Origin of the sequence: Reyranella sp., assembly GCF_044224635.1 — a bacterium.
Lineage (GTDB): Bacteria > Pseudomonadota > Alphaproteobacteria > Reyranellales > Reyranellaceae > Reyranella.
Map to the genome: position 1 here is coordinate 1 of NZ_JBGAKA010000093.1, position 13270 is coordinate 13270.

At 66.1% G+C, this 13270-nt stretch carries 15 protein-coding genes and 1 pseudogene; 8 read left to right on the forward strand and 8 right to left on the reverse strand.

What is annotated here, in order from left to right:
• The 5 genes and pseudogenes from ACILR9_RS38025 to ACILR9_RS38045 all read right to left on the reverse strand — a co-directional run.
• On the reverse strand, positions 1-879 hold an 879-nt coding region (locus ACILR9_RS38025), incomplete at its 3' end, for an IS30 family transposase (protein WP_395715222.1).
• 17 nt (positions 880-896) lie between these two features.
• A pseudogene (locus tag ACILR9_RS38030) lies at positions 897-989 on the reverse strand (helix-turn-helix domain-containing protein); the annotation flags it as partial.
• Between the two features lie 68 nt (positions 990-1057).
• Positions 1058-1831 (reverse strand): C13 family peptidase, encoded by a 774-nt coding sequence (locus ACILR9_RS38035; RefSeq protein ID WP_395715208.1) that lies wholly within the window; start codon positions 1829-1831, stop codon positions 1058-1060.
• 34 nt (positions 1832-1865) lie between these two features.
• Positions 1866-2525, reverse strand: a complete 660-nt coding sequence (locus ACILR9_RS38040; RefSeq protein WP_395715209.1) for a TetR/AcrR family transcriptional regulator — start codon at positions 2523-2525, stop codon at positions 1866-1868.
• Positions 2522-3622, reverse strand: a complete 1101-nt coding sequence (locus ACILR9_RS38045) for a phosphotransferase (protein ID WP_395715210.1) — start codon at positions 3620-3622, stop codon at positions 2522-2524. Before ACILR9_RS38045 ends, ACILR9_RS38040 begins: the two co-directional genes overlap by 4 nt.
• A 318-nt stretch (positions 3623-3940) precedes the next feature.
• Here ACILR9_RS38045 and ACILR9_RS38050 point away from each other — a divergent pair, with 318 nt between their 5' ends.
• From ACILR9_RS38050 to ACILR9_RS38085, 8 genes are all read left to right on the forward strand, one after another.
• Positions 3941-4390, forward strand: a complete 450-nt coding sequence (locus ACILR9_RS38050) for a tripartite tricarboxylate transporter TctB family protein (protein WP_395715211.1) — start codon at positions 3941-3943, stop codon at positions 4388-4390.
• A 1-nt stretch (position 4391) separates the two neighbouring features.
• Entirely contained in the window at positions 4392-5897 is a 1506-nt protein-coding gene (locus tag ACILR9_RS38055) for a tripartite tricarboxylate transporter permease (RefSeq protein ID WP_395715212.1), read from the forward strand.
• 13 nt (positions 5898-5910) lie between these two features.
• On the forward strand, positions 5911-6867 hold the full coding sequence (locus tag ACILR9_RS38060) for a hydroxymethylglutaryl-CoA lyase (protein WP_395715213.1): 957 nt from the start codon (positions 5911-5913) through the stop codon (positions 6865-6867).
• On the forward strand, positions 6864-7232 hold the full coding sequence (locus ACILR9_RS38065; protein ID WP_395715214.1) for a cupin domain-containing protein: 369 nt from the start codon (positions 6864-6866) through the stop codon (positions 7230-7232). The genes ACILR9_RS38060 and ACILR9_RS38065 overlap by 4 nt, the downstream gene beginning before the upstream one ends.
• Positions 7233-7418: 186 nt before the next feature.
• Complete coding sequence (locus tag ACILR9_RS38070) at positions 7419-8603, forward strand: CaiB/BaiF CoA transferase family protein (RefSeq protein WP_395715215.1); 1185 nt, start codon at positions 7419-7421, stop codon at positions 8601-8603.
• A 67-nt stretch (positions 8604-8670) separates the two neighbouring features.
• Positions 8671-9381: a DUF6134 family protein gene (locus ACILR9_RS38075; protein ID WP_395715216.1), complete on the forward strand. Its 711-nt coding sequence runs from the start codon at positions 8671-8673 to the stop codon at positions 9379-9381.
• A complete protein-coding gene (locus ACILR9_RS38080; protein WP_395715217.1) occupies positions 9378-9761 on the forward strand; it encodes a hypothetical protein in 384 nt (127 codons plus the stop codon). The genes ACILR9_RS38075 and ACILR9_RS38080 overlap by 4 nt, the downstream gene beginning before the upstream one ends.
• 3 nt (positions 9762-9764) lie before the next feature.
• On the forward strand, positions 9765-10616 hold the full coding sequence (locus tag ACILR9_RS38085; RefSeq protein ID WP_395715218.1) for an alpha/beta fold hydrolase: 852 nt from the start codon (positions 9765-9767) through the stop codon (positions 10614-10616).
• Between the two features lie 93 nt (positions 10617-10709).
• Here the strand turns inward: ACILR9_RS38085 and ACILR9_RS38090 are convergent, their stop codons facing one another.
• Genes ACILR9_RS38090 through ACILR9_RS38100 form a run of 3 tightly spaced genes read right to left on the reverse strand, consistent with a single transcriptional unit; the run spans position 10710 to position 13207 of the window.
• Positions 10710-11180 (reverse strand): DUF3237 domain-containing protein, encoded by a 471-nt coding sequence (locus tag ACILR9_RS38090; protein WP_395715219.1) that lies wholly within the window; start codon positions 11178-11180, stop codon positions 10710-10712.
• A gap of 7 nt (positions 11181-11187) precedes the next feature.
• Positions 11188-12789: a class I adenylate-forming enzyme family protein gene (locus ACILR9_RS38095; protein WP_395715220.1), complete on the reverse strand. Its 1602-nt coding sequence runs from the start codon at positions 12787-12789 to the stop codon at positions 11188-11190.
• Positions 12790-12799: 10 nt separating this feature from the next.
• Positions 12800-13207 carry a rhodanese-like domain-containing protein gene (locus ACILR9_RS38100; RefSeq protein WP_395715221.1) on the reverse strand — a complete coding sequence of 136 codons (408 nt, stop codon included), beginning with the start codon at positions 13205-13207 and terminating at the stop codon, positions 12800-12802.
• Between the last annotated feature and the right edge of the window lie 63 nt (positions 13208-13270).

The following is a 13270-nucleotide window of genomic DNA, read 5'->3' on the forward strand; positions in this document are numbered from 1 at the left end:
TGTGGATTCTCGTTTGAAGTGCAACAGTTTTGAGAAGACCTCAGCGGGAGTGTGGAAGTCCAGGCATTTTCGAGGCGTGTGATTGTAGGCGTGGATGAAGCGAGCGATGTCTTTGGGTTTGACGGCCTTAAGATCAGTGGTCCTGGGCAAGAGGCGTCGGAATCGGCCGATGGCATTCTCGATGCCGCCCTTTTGCCACGGCGAATGGGGATCGCAGAAGAAGGTCTGCAGGTCGGAGCTTTTATGCAGCTGATGATGCTCGGCAAACTCGGTTCCGTTGTCGAAAGTTAGAGATCGGCGGAGTTGAGGGGGCATGAGGGCGAAGAATTGGGCGATTGTATTGGCGGTCGGTTGAGCGCGGCGGTTGGGGGTGCGCACGATTGCGGTGAAGCGCGAAGTGCGCTCGTGCAGGACCAGGATGGATTGTCGGGGGCGGGAGAACAGCATGAAGTCGGCTTCCCAGTGGCCGGCTTGGCAGCGATCGAGGGCTTCCTGGGGACGATGATCGATGGGCAGGCGGTGCTTGATTGCCAAGGCGGGGCTGCGGCTGCGCGGGCGCCGGTGGCCTCGCCGGCCCTTGGCCTGTGGCAGATAGTGACGCCAGCGGCCGTCCTTGGTCCGCCTGAGCTGAGCGTAGATGAAGCGATAGATGGACTCGCAGCCGATCACCGGCCGACGATGCTCGAGCGCCAGGCGGCCGCAGACGGCAGCGGGCGACCAGCCTTTGCTCAGACGGTCGAGCACGCTGGCGCGCAGCACCGGGTCGCGATCCAGGCGCGAGCCAGACCATCGCCGGGCTCGAGCCTGTTGGTGAGCGAAGGCCGGCCGGTAGCCAGCCGGCTGGCTACCGGCCGCTTCAGCTCGCGAGAGATGCTCGATGGCGCGCGATCCAAAGCTGCAGCGATTTGACGGATCGACTGGCCCGCTCGACGTAGCACGGCAATATCGCACCGTTCATCGAGCGTGAGTTGTTTGTAGTGGGTTCCCATGACAACACCCTTCTAGCAAGGTGTTGCACTTCGTTTGAGACCCCGGGGGACCTTTCGTCTTCGTGCGCCTACCGCCCGGGCAGCCGCAGCCCGGCGACGGCGGAACCGACGAAAGTCTGCGGCCGCGACGGCGGCGAGACACCCATGCGACGTTCGAGGTTGTCGACGCAGGCCTCGGTCGCCTGGGCAAGCTGCTGCCAGGTCGACACCGCATCGAACTGCTGCAGCAGGCACTGGTCGTAATAGGTGTAGCGGTCGCTCGCGCCGCAGCCGAAGCTGGCGCGCTCGGGGGCCGCGGCGGTCAGCACGATGCGATTGGGCTGGCGCATCGCCGACGTCAGGAACACGCCGCTGTGACAGGCCGAGACCACCACCACGGTCGGCCGCGTGCCGCAACCGGCGTCGAGTGCATTATCGAGTGTCGACGGGCCGACCGTGCCGCGGGCCTGCTTGAGGACGAAACCGGACTGGTCGCCATGGCTGGTGATGAAGGCGAGGCAGGCCTCGCCGCCGCCGCCGCGCAGCGCGCCCGACACATTGGCCGCCGTGGCGACCGGCAGCGACGGGTTGGCCGCCGGATTGGACGTGAAGGCCTGGATGTCACGCACGCCCCGGCTGGCGAGCTTGTCGCGCATCGTCCGCACGCCGTTGTCGAAGGCCGGGCTATCGTTATCGCCGGCGATCAGCACGACATGCCAGCGACTGGCCGGCACCGCTACACTCGCGTTGGCCGTCGAAGCGTCGGACGGACGCGACGTCGCCGGCGGAGCGCCCGCCGTCTCCGGCGTGCAGGCTGTGATCAGAAGGATGGAGAGAAGAAGCGCCTCGAGACGAGCCCGCATGCCGGACCTTGCTCCCGTTGGTTGGACGAAGTTCCTACTTCGTCCTTGCGCCGACCGCGCGCAAGGCCATGTCGGCGTAAAGCTTGGCCATCTGCTCCTCGCTCAGCATGCCGCCAGGACCGTACCACATGGACACGTGGGTGCATTGGTCGAGCAGCGCCATGGCGATCGCCTTGAGGTCGCTGCGACCGTCGATGCGCGGCGGCTCGAACGCCGCGCGCTCGGTGCCGCGCGACAGGATACCGACCAGGATGTCGCGGATGGCCCGGCGGCTGCGCCGGATGTCGGCGACCCGCTCGCCGCTCAGCCAGCCGATCTCACGGTTGGCGACCAATGCCTCCACCCTGAGCCGGCAGTGGCGCGCCACATAGACCCGCACGAACGCCGCGAGCTGAGCTGCCGGATCGTCGCCCGCGCCCGCCACCGCCTGCTGGCACAGTCGTTCGAGCTCGCCTTGGGTCGAGGCGATGATGTCGTGCAGCAGCTCGTCCTTGGAGCGGAAATGATTGTACAGCGCCCCCTGGGTGAGCCCGCACGCCTTCATGATGTCGCGCACCGTGACCACCGGATAGCCACGTTCGGCGAACTGGGCGAAGGCGGCGGCGCGGATCGCCTCGACCGGCGGACGCTGCGCCTCGCGATCGGTGGTGATTGCGGCGTCGGGCGCACGCTGGGCGTTACGCTTGGGCGTCATCGCCCATCTCCCGCGATTCCCTCGACGATGCTCCAGGCAAGCTCGGCCGCCGGACGCACCAGCTTGCCTGATTCGGCGGCGCGCAGGTTGGAGGCCGTGCCGTCGAGCGCCCGGCCGTAGACGCCCTGGCGGATGCACGATACGCGAAACAGATTGTAGGCCATATAGAAATCCCACAGCGCGCGATCAGGGACGGCGCGTCCGGACAGCGCGCAGTAATAGTCGACCATTTCGCGCTCGCCCGGCAGGCCAAGCGCAGCCAAGTCATGGCCGGCGAGGCCGCCCCAATCCATTGGCGTGCGCCACAGCATGCAGAGATAGGCGAGCTCGGCCAGCGGATCTCCGAGTGTCGAGATCTCCCAGTCGATGATGCCCAGCACGCGCGGCTCGGTGGCATGGTAGACCATGTTGTCGAGCCGGTAGTCGCCGTGCACCAGGACCGTCTCGTCGTTGGCCGGCAGGTGGGCCGGCAACCAGTCGAGCAGCCGGTCCATAGCGGCGATCGTCTCGGTCTCCGAGGCCTTGTACTGCTTGCCCCAGCGCGAGATCTGGCGTGCCACGTAGCTGCCCGGCCGGCCGAAATCGGCAAGGCCCAGGGCGGCGTAGTCGACCGCATGCAGGCGGGCCAAGGTCTCGAGCTTGGCGCGGTAGATGGCGAGACGGCCCTCGCGCGGCACCTCCGGCAACAACGGGTCCCACAGCACACGGCCGTCGCAGAACTCCATGATGTAGAAGGCCGTGCCGACGACGCTGTCGTCCTCGCACAGGGCATAGGCGCGCGGCGTCGGAACGTTGGTCCGGTTGAGCGCCGAAATGACCCGGAATTCGCGGTCGACGGCATGGGCCGACGGCAGGAGCTTGCCGGGTGGCTTGCGCCGCAGCACGTAGCGGCGCCCGGCCGCGTCGGTCAGGCGATAGGTCGGGTTCGACTGCCCACCCTTGAACTGCTCGACCTGAACCGGGGCAACGAACCCCGGCACGTGCTCGACCATGAACCGATCGAGAGATCGCTCGTCGAAACGGTGCTTCTCCTGCACCGCCATCGTTCCGATGTATTCTGCCCCGCGTCTCGCCACCCGCAGCCCCTGAACGGTCATTCACATTGGTCCGAGTGTGCTCGTTCGCCCGCGCCCACGCAATATGAACCGCCCTTCGCCTAACGTCGCCTTGACGGACGTCGACATTGCCACGGCCGGTGAGCGGGTCAGCCAAGAATCACAAGCTCTGCAAGTCGATGAAATTGTATCACCCTGGTGAATCCAGTCTCACAGCGCGCCACCAATCACGCTTTGTCGCGGCCGCCAATTCGCACTTGGGCAAATCGACATAATTGTGTTTATGTAGACTTTACGACGGCTCGGGGGTTCGGGCCCAACAACACATTGTTTGACGCTGCGCGCGCCGGGGAGGCATCGTTGAGTCGACTCCTGAGCAAGGACTTCCTGTCCGGGCTGATGTTCATCGCCTTCGGGCTTGCTGCCCTGTATTTCGGGCAGAAGTTGGCCATAGGCACCACCGTCCGCATGGGGCCGGGCTACGTCCCGCGCATGCTGTCCTTCATTCTTCTCGGTCTGGGCGGCCTGATCTGCGTGGTCGCCCTGGTCTCCGGCAGCGAGGCCGTCGAACGACCCAGGTGGAAGCCGATCACCATGGTGACGCTCGGCATCATCTGCTTCGCGCTTCTCTTCGAGCGCGCCGGCCTTCTCCCGGCCCTCGTCGTTCTCGTGCTGGTCGCCTCAGCCGGCGGTGAGGAGTTCAAGCTCACGGAGGTGATCGGCAACATGGTCGTTCTGGCGATCCTGTGTACAGTGGTGTTCAAGGTCGGCTTGGGGATGAACATCTCCATCGTGCGCGGGGTGTGGTGACATGGAGCTTCTGAACAATCTGCTGCTCGGCCTATCCGTCGCCGTCTCCCTGCAGAACCTGCTGTATGCCCTGTTGGGCTGCATGGTCGGCACCCTGATCGGCGTGCTGCCCGGCATCGGTCCCGTGGCGACGATTGCCATGCTGCTGCCAATCACCTTCCATCTGCCGCCAACGGCTTCGCTGATCATGCTGGCCGGCATCTACTACGGCGCGGCTTACGGCGGATCGACCACCTCGATCCTGGTCAACCTGCCGGGCGAATCCTCGTCGGTCGTCACCTGCCTCGACGGCTACCAGATGGCGCGCAAGGGTCGCGCCGGCGCGGCGCTCTCGATCTCGGCCGTCGGCTCGTTCTTCGCCGGCACGATCGGCACGATCATCATCGTGATCTTCGCCGAACCGTTGACCCGAATGGCGCAGAAATTCGGGCCGGCCGACTACTGCTCCCTGATGGCCCTCGGCCTGGTGGCGGCCGTCGTCCTGGCGAGCGGCTCGGTGCTCAAGGCCATTGCCATGGTCTTCCTCGGGCTGCTCTTCGGCCTGGTCGGCACGGACGTCAACACGGGCGCCCAACGCTTCACGTTCGACATTCCCGAATTGAGCGACGGCATCGACTTCGCGCCCATCGCCATGGGGTTGTTCGGCATTGCCGAGATCGTGGTCAATCTCGAGCGACATCTGTCGCGCACGGGAGGTGCCATGAAAGTGGGCTCCCTGTGGCCCACGCGCGAGGAGATCAGACGATCCATTCCGGCGGTGTTGCGCGGGACGACCCTGGGATCCATGCTCGGCGTGCTGCCGGGCGGCGGCCCGACCCTTGGCGCGTTCTCGGCCTATACGCTGGAAAAGAAGATTTCCCGTAATCCCGGCGAGTTCGGCAAGGGTGCGGTGGAGGGCGTTGCCGCACCGGAAGCCGCAAACAATGCCGCCGCCCAGACATCCTTCATCCCCATGCTGACCTTGGGCATCCCGTCCAACGCCGTCATGGCGCTGATGGTGGGCGCCATGATCATCCAGGGCATCCAGCCCGGCCCCGAGGTGATGACCAAGAAGCCGGACCTGTTCTGGGGCATGATCGTCTCGATGTGGATCGGCAACCTGATGCTGGTCATCATCAACCTGCCGATGATCGGCATGTGGGTGAAGCTCCTGACGGTGCCCTACCGCTTCCTCGCCCCGGCCATCCTGCTGTTCTGCTGCATCGGCGCCTACAGCCTGCAGAACAGCACGTTCCACGTCATGCAGGTGGCTGGCTTCGGCGTACTCGGCTACATCTTCTCGCGGCTGGGCTGCGAGGGCGCGCCGTTCCTGCTCGGCCTGGTCCTGGGCCCCCAGATGGAGGAATATTTCCGCCGAGCCATGCTTCTGTCGCGTGGCGATCCCATGGTGTTCATCCAGCGGCCGATCAGCCTCGGGCTGCTGATCACCACCGCCGTGCTGCTCGTCATCATGGCCCTGCCCAGCATCAAGAAAGCGCGCGACGAGGCATTCCAGGAAGAGGGCTGAGGAGGAAGGACAGATGTCCGATCTGCCCAAGCGTGTGACCATCGACGAGGAAGGCCCGCGCGAGGGCTTCCAGTCGGAGAAGAAGATGATCCCGGTCGCCGACAAGGTGCGCCTCATCGAGGCGCTGGCGGAGACCGGGCTCAGCCGCATCGCCTGCGTATCGTACGTCAACCCGAAGCGCGTGCCGACCATGGCCGACGCCGAGGCGGTGGCGGCCGCCATCCGGCGCAAGCCGGACGTCCAGTACAGCGCCCTGTGGCTCAACCAGCAGGGACTCGAACGAGCGCTGCGCGGGCCCCTGCACGTCGATGGCGGCGTGCGCGTCACCGCGTCGGACACCTTCTCGCGCAAGAACATCGGCAAGTCGGTGCCCGACGCTATGGTCGAGCAGCGCATGTCGCTCCAGACCTTCAAGGACCGCGGCATGCCGGTTGACTGGGGCATCATCCTCGGCGCCTTCGGCTGCAACTATGAAGGCGTGCTGTCGACCGAGCTGATCCTGCAGCGCGTGCAGCTTGCCATCGACGAGGCCGAGCTTGCCGGCTTCAAGCTCAAGGGCATCAAGCTCACCGACGCCATGGGCTGGGCCACGCCGCATTCGGTCGAGCGCCTGATCGGCGCCATCCGCTCGAAGTGGCCCGAGCTCGAGATCGCGCTGCACCTGCACGACACACGCGGCACCGGGCTGGCTAGCGCCTATGCCGGCCTGAGGCTCGGCGTCACCAGGTTCGACGCGTCGATCGCCGGACTGGGCGGTTGCCCGTTCGCCGCCACCGACGGCGCAGCCGGCAACATCTGCACCGAGGATTTCGCCTTCCTGTGCGAGGAGATGGGCGTGGAGACCGGCCTCGACATCGACCGTCTGATCGAGGTCGCCCGGCTCGCCGAGGAGGTCGTCGGCCGGCCCCTGCCCGGCCATGTCATACGCGGTGGCACGCTCACCGCCGCCAAGCAGAGGGCCAACGCATGAACGTCGAAACGCTGCAGCCCGGCACCCTGCCCGATTCGCCCGCCGACTCGGCCCTCGTCGATGTGCCCAGCGTGCCGTGGCAGCCGACCGGCTTCACCGGCATCGACTGGAAGATCCTGATGGAGACCGAGAGCGGCATGCGCACGGTGCTGATGCGCTGGGCGCCGGGTGCACGACTGCCCCACCACGAGCATGTCGCCCTCGAGCAGACCTTCGTGCTCGAAGGCTCCTTCTCGGATCACTCCGGCACCTGCCGTGCCGGCCAATATGTCTGGCGCCGCGCCGGCAGCCGGCACGACGCGTGGACCGACGAAGGCTGCCTGATGATCGCCTTCTTCCTGAAGCCGAACACGTTCTTCGGCTGACACCCCAGACCGGCTGACCGGCTGGCACCTGCCAAGGTCAGCCGCGCAACGATTGCGCAGAGGCCCGTTCTGCCCTGCGCAGCATCGAACGGCCGGCGCCGCAATGCTCGCTCCCCCGATGCGGCCGGCTCTGCTAATGGTCCCCACAGCAGCGCCGGGAGGCGCAACGACAGGGAGGCGGCGTTCATGTCCGGGGTGCTCGAGGGAATTCGCGTTCTCGATTTCGGCCGTTACATCGCTGGCCCGTTCTGCGGCACCATGCTGGGGGATCTCGGCGCCGAGGTAATCCGTATCGAGAAGCTGGAAGGCAGCGAGGACCGCTGGGTGACGCCGGTCGTCGAGGGCGGCGAAGGCGCCATGTTCCTCCAGATGGGCCGCAACAAGCTCGGCCTCACGCTCAATCCCATGAAGCCAGCCGGCCGCGAGATCGTGAAGAAGCTGATCGCGGTATCGGACGTCGTCATCGCCAACCTGCCGTACGAGACGCTGCAGGAGATGGGCATCGACTACGAGACGATCTCCGTCATCAATCCGCGCATCATCCTCGCCACCACCTCGTGCTTCGGCTCGGAGGGTCCCTACGCCACGCGCGTCGGCTTCGACACGATCGGCCAAGCGATGTCGGGCGCCATGTTCCTGTCGGGCGACGGCAAGGTGCCGACGCGGATGAACGCCCCTTTTGTCGATTTCGGCACCGCGCTGCTCAATACCGTCGGCGTGCTGGCCGCCCTGATGGATCGGGCCAAGTCGGGCAAAGGCCAGAAGGTCGAGACGGCCTTGCTGCGCACCGCGGTCAACATCACCAACGGGCACCTGATCGAGCAGGCGATGCTGAACCTCAACCGCATCGCCACGCTCAATCGCGGCTTCACCGCCGGCCCGTCCGATTCCTACAAGTGCCAGGATGGCTGGATCTACGCCATGACCATCGGCCAGCCCCTGTTCGTGCGCTGGTGCAAGCTGATGGGCGACGAGAGTCTGCTGCAGGATCCGCGCTTCAAGGACGATCTGGCGCGCGGCGACAATGGCGAGGCGTTGTCGGCCATCATGCAGAAATGGTGCGAGGCGCGAACCGTCAAGCAGGCCCTGGCCGAGCTCGAGGCCAACCGGATCCCCGCCGGTGCAGTCTACACGCCCCAGCAGGCGCTCGACGATCCGCACATCCAGCAGGCCAACTTCATGCACGGCATGGACTACCCCGGCGCCGACAAGCCGGTTCCGATCCTGCAGGAGCCGGTCCGGCTCTCCCGCACCCCCCTCAGCATCCGCCGCCGTGCACCGCAGCTCGGCGAGCACACCAACCAGATCCTGGAGGAGCTTGGCTACGATTCAACCGCCATACGAAAGCTGCGAGCAGAGCGGGTCGTTTGAACCGCGAGTTACTGCGTGATCCGGGGGCCGGTCTCAGTCTATAGTGGCAAGGCGTCCGAGGAGACATATGCGCAGTCTCACAGCAACCTTCGCGCTGATCGTATCAGGAACCGCCGTCGCTCCCACCGCCGCCCAGGAGTTCCCGTACGGCCGGAGCCAGACGTTCGACGTCTATCGCAATGGCCAGCCGATCGGCCAGCATACGCTGACGTTCCAGCAGGACGGCGCCAGCCGGACGGTGATCGTTGCCGTCGATCTTGCCGTCAAAGCGTTGGGCGTCGTCGCCTACCGCTACCAGCACAACAGCAAGGAAGTGTGGAGCAACAACGCGCTGCAGGCGCTCGAAGCGCGCACCGATGACAACGGCCAGAAATACAGCGTGAGCGTCAAGCGCGCTAACGACGGTCTTGCCGTCGAGCGCCATTCGCCCCCGGTTACCGTGGCCGCCGCCACGACCAGTGACCAGGGATTGCAACCCTCGACATTCGCGCGTGAAGTGCTGCCCGCCACTCTGATGCCGACAACGCATTGGAACATGGGCCAGGTCGGCCAGTCGGCCCTGCTCAATACCCAGTACGGGACGAGGTCGAAGACCCAGGTCACCACGGTCGGCCGCGAGGCGGTCAATCTCGCGAACGGCAACGTCGTGCAGGCCATGCGCTACCATTATACTGGCGACATCCGCATGGATCAGTGGTTCGACGATCGCGGCCGATGGGTGAAGTCGTCCTTCCCGGCGCACGACGGCTCGTCGATCGATTACGTCCTGCGCGAATGACGCCGGTCCAGCGATTCGGGCGCCTGGCCGAACTCCTTGCCGCCGACCTCGACCTGCGTCGGCGCGGCCGCTGGATCGAGACCGAGTGCCGGGTCAAGATCGGCAATGAGCCTTTCCATCTCGCGATCCGCGGCGGCGAGCTCGAGGAGTTCGCGCGCGGTCCGCGACTGATGGGCTCGGTCGCCTTCTCGATTCGCGGCAGTGACGAGGCCTGGCAGCGCCATTGGCAGCGTGTCCCCGAGCCGGGGTGGCACGACCTGTTCGCCCTCACCAAGCGGGGCGTCGCCGCGATCGACGGCGACCTGCGGCCGCTGCTGCAGAACCTGCAGTACTTCAAGGACCTGCTGGCTCTGCCCCGTCGGTTGTCGGAGGGCCACTGAGCCATGGCCCCTGTCCTCGAGCCGATGACCGGCCGCTACCTGCGGACCGAGATCGACGGCGTCCCGCACCGGATCTATTTCGAGGAGGCTGGACACGGCATTCCCCTGGTCTGCCTGCATACCGCCGGCGCCGACGGCCGCCAATACCGCCATCTGATGAGCGATCCCGAGGTGACGCACCGCTTCCGCGTGCTCGCCTTCGACATGCCGTGGCACGGCAAATCGACGCCGCCCGACGGCTGGCAGAAGGACGAATACCGCCTCACGACGGCGTCCTACACAGCAGCGATCCGCGCCTTCTGCCAGGCCATGGAACTCGATCGGCCGGTGGTGATGGGCTGCTCGATCGGCGGCCGCATCGTGCTCAATCTCGCGATCGCCCATGCCCGCGAGTTCCGGGCGCTGATCGCGCTCGAGGCCGCTGACTTCCAGCAACCCTGGTACGACACCGCCTGGCTGCATCGTCCCGACGTGCATGGCGGCGAGGTGTGCGCCGCCCTGGTGTCCGGGCTGATCGCGCCCCAAAGCCCTGTGGTGAGCCGCCACGAAACGCTCTGGATGTACATGCAGAGCGGCCCCGGCGTATTCAGGGGCGACCTCTATTTCTATCGCGTCGACGGCGACCTGCGCGACAAGGTCAAGGCGATCGACACCACCGTGTGCCCGCTCTACCTGCTGACCGGCGAGTACGATTTCTCCTGCACGCCTCAGGACACGCTGCGCACCGCCCGCCAGATTTCCGGCGTCGAGGTCCAGATCATGAAGGAGCTCGGCCACTTCCCGATGAGCGAATACCCGGCGAAGTTCCGCGAGTACATCCTGCCGGTGCTGGAGAGGATTGCTGCGGCGACATGATCACTTGCTGGGGGCGCGCCACTGGAGTGGCGCGCCCCGGGTTGACATCGATTCTGTCATCCCGAGCGTAGCGAGGGACCTTTGCTTATTGCGTTACAACACCTGGAACACCTCGTAGACCGGGCCGGTGGGATCGCGGCGGCCGGTGGCGACGGCGACGATGCGGTTGAGGAAGCGGTATTTCTCCGACGACGTCTCGAACCACGGCGTCGTGCGGAAATAATACTGCGCCGGGTCGACCGGCTCGCCGCGGTTGAGCTGCTCCATCACGAAGGCCGGGCCGTGCCGCATGCCGCGGTAGCTCATGTAGACGAGATGGCCGTCGTCGGTCTCGAGCGTGATGCGCACGTCGAGCATCAGGATGCCGTCGCGCCGCAGCAGCAGCCAGTCGCCGCCCGGCGCCGGCAGCACCCTGCCGCGCAGCTCCTCGCCTTCGAACGTGCCGCCGGTGACGATGCCGATGCGGCGCCGGCCGTACGGCGTCTCGCCGACCTCGGTGAAGTTCGGGTCGACCGTCAGGCGGAGCGTGAAGAGGTGGGAGGTACGGAGTGTCGGTTCGGTCATTGTCGCCTCAAATCCTGGCGCTGCGGCCGGCCCAGTAAGGCTCGCGCAGCTCGCGCTTCATGATCTTGCCGATGGTGCTGCGCGGCAGCGAGTCGCGCAGCTCGACTCCCACCAGCCGCTGCGTCTTGCCGAGCCGGCCGTTCGCCCAGTCGCGGATCTCGGCCTCGCTCGCCGAGGCGCCCGCCCGGCGCACGCAGAGCGCCATCGGCACTTCGCCCCACTGTTCGCTCGGGATTCCGATCACGGCGACGTCGATCACGTCGGGATGCCTGAGCAGCATCACCTCGATGTCGGCGGCATAGACGTTGAAGCCGCCGGAAATGATCATGTCCTTCTTGCGATCGAGCAGCACGACGAAGCCGTCCTCGTCGATGCGGCCCATGTCGCCCGACTTGAAGAACAGCCGGCCCTCGGCGTCGTGCCAGAACAGATCGCGCGTCTTGTCGGCCTGCTTGTAGTAGCCTTTCATCATCAGCTGGGCGCGGCCGGCCAGCTCGCCGACCTCTCCTTGCGGCAGCACCCTGCCCTGCTCGTCGAGCACGACGATCTCGCTGCCGAGCCCTGGTTTGCCCACCGTATGAAGCTTGTCGGGAAAGAGATTGGCTTCCAGCGTGCAGGCCGCGCCGCCCTCGGTGAGCCCGTAGATCTCGATCAGCCGGCCGGGCCAGCGCGCCAGGCAATCGGCCTTGACCTGGGCGCGCAGCGGCGCGCTGGTCGACAGCTTGGCCTTGAAGGATCCGAGGTCGTACGTGCCGAAGTCGGGATGCGCCAGGATACGCTGGTACTGCACCGGCACCAGCATGGCGTGGGTGACCCGCTCGCGTTCGGCGATCTCGAGGAATCCCACCACGTCGGACTTCGGCATCAGGATCGTCGTGCCGCCAAGACCGAGGGTCGCCAGGACGGCGACCAGGGTGGTGTTGGAATAGAGCGGCGTCGAGGCGAGCGAGATCGTGTCCGGCCCGTAGTCGAACGCCGCGAAGCGCGCTGCCGTCATGTCGCGCATGACGTGGCTGTGCAGGATACCCTTGGGCAGCCCGGTCGTGCCCGAGCTGTAGATGATGTTGAAGTCGTCGAGCGCCCCCAGCGACATGTCGAAGGAGGCATCTTTCGCCGGCGCCAGCCACGCCTCGTAGCTGCGCCAGCCGGCGCGCGCGAAGTCGAACGCGATGCGCCCACCTTCGATCAGCTTGCCGAGGCGCGCCTCATAGGGCCCGACCAGGGAGCGATATTGATCCGACAGGAACAGGACCTTGGCGTCGCAATCGTCGAGCATCTTCTCCAGCGCATCGGCCGCCGCCATGGTCGACAGCGGCACGACGCACGCGCCAGCCCTGAGCCCGCCCATGAACGCCTCGAGATACTCGACCGAGTTCGCCGCCAGGATGGCGACCTTGTCGCCACGGCCCACGCCCATGCCGGCGAGCGCGTGCGCCACCTTGTCGACCCGGCGGTCGAAGTCTCGCCAGGTCAGGGCTTTGTCTTCACAGACGACGGCGCGCTTGTCGGGCCAGGCGCGGGCGTTCTCTGCCACGCGCCGCGGGATCGACACGAACTCCGGGAAGTCGTCGAGGGTCGGCTGCGGCACGAGCACGCTGTCGGGACTCATGCCGGCGATCCTATTTCTTCGGCTCGACCTTCTCGACCGGCCCGCCGGCCTTCTTCCAGGCGGCGAAGCCGCCCTCGAAATGGGCGACTGGCGTCAAGCCCATGTCCTGCGCCGTCTTGGTGGCGAGCGCCGAGCGCCACGCGCCGGCGCAGAAGAACACGAACTTGTTGCCGCTCTGGAAATAGTCCTTGGCATAGGGGCTCTGCGGATCGATCCACATCTCGAGCATGCCGCGCGTGACGTTGATCGCGCCGGGAATCGTGCCATCGCGCCACAGCTCGCGCGGATCGCGGATGTCGATGAAGGTGACGCCAGGCTGGCCATGGACCTTGATCGCCTCGGCGAGCGGCAAGGTCTCGATCGCGGCATTTGCCTCGTCGACCATCTGCTTCACGGTCTTCTTGATCTCGAGCGGCATGGTCCCTCTCCGGTGCGGTGTTCTGCTCGACCCAGTTTACGGTTTCGAGGCGACTGCTTGCCA

Coding starts and splice junctions, on each gene's coding strand:
- ACILR9_RS38075 (WP_395715216.1), top strand. CDS start 8,671: ATGCGCAGTCTCACAGCAACCTTCGCGCTGATCGTATCAGGAACCGCC.
- ACILR9_RS38070 (WP_395715215.1), top strand. CDS start 7,419: ATGTCCGGGGTGCTCGAGGGAATTCGCGTTCTCGATTTCGGCCGTTAC.
- ACILR9_RS38085 (WP_395715218.1), top strand. CDS start 9,765: ATGGCCCCTGTCCTCGAGCCGATGACCGGCCGCTACCTGCGGACCGAG.
- ACILR9_RS38095 (WP_395715220.1), bottom strand. CDS start 12,789: ATGAGTCCCGACAGCGTGCTCGTGCCGCAGCCGACCCTCGACGACTTC.
- ACILR9_RS38080 (WP_395715217.1), top strand. CDS start 9,378: ATGACGCCGGTCCAGCGATTCGGGCGCCTGGCCGAACTCCTTGCCGCC.
- ACILR9_RS38040 (WP_395715209.1), bottom strand. CDS start 2,525: ATGACGCCCAAGCGTAACGCCCAGCGTGCGCCCGACGCCGCAATCACC.
- ACILR9_RS38035 (WP_395715208.1), bottom strand. CDS start 1,831: ATGCGGGCTCGTCTCGAGGCGCTTCTTCTCTCCATCCTTCTGATCACA.
- ACILR9_RS38065 (WP_395715214.1), top strand. CDS start 6,864: ATGAACGTCGAAACGCTGCAGCCCGGCACCCTGCCCGATTCGCCCGCC.
- ACILR9_RS38055 (WP_395715212.1), top strand. CDS start 4,392: ATGGAGCTTCTGAACAATCTGCTGCTCGGCCTATCCGTCGCCGTCTCC.
- ACILR9_RS38045 (WP_395715210.1), bottom strand. CDS start 3,622: ATGACCGTTCAGGGGCTGCGGGTGGCGAGACGCGGGGCAGAATACATC.
- ACILR9_RS38060 (WP_395715213.1), top strand. CDS start 5,911: ATGTCCGATCTGCCCAAGCGTGTGACCATCGACGAGGAAGGCCCGCGC.
- ACILR9_RS38100 (WP_395715221.1), bottom strand. CDS start 13,207: ATGCCGCTCGAGATCAAGAAGACCGTGAAGCAGATGGTCGACGAGGCA.
- ACILR9_RS38090 (WP_395715219.1), bottom strand. CDS start 11,180: ATGACCGAACCGACACTCCGTACCTCCCACCTCTTCACGCTCCGCCTG.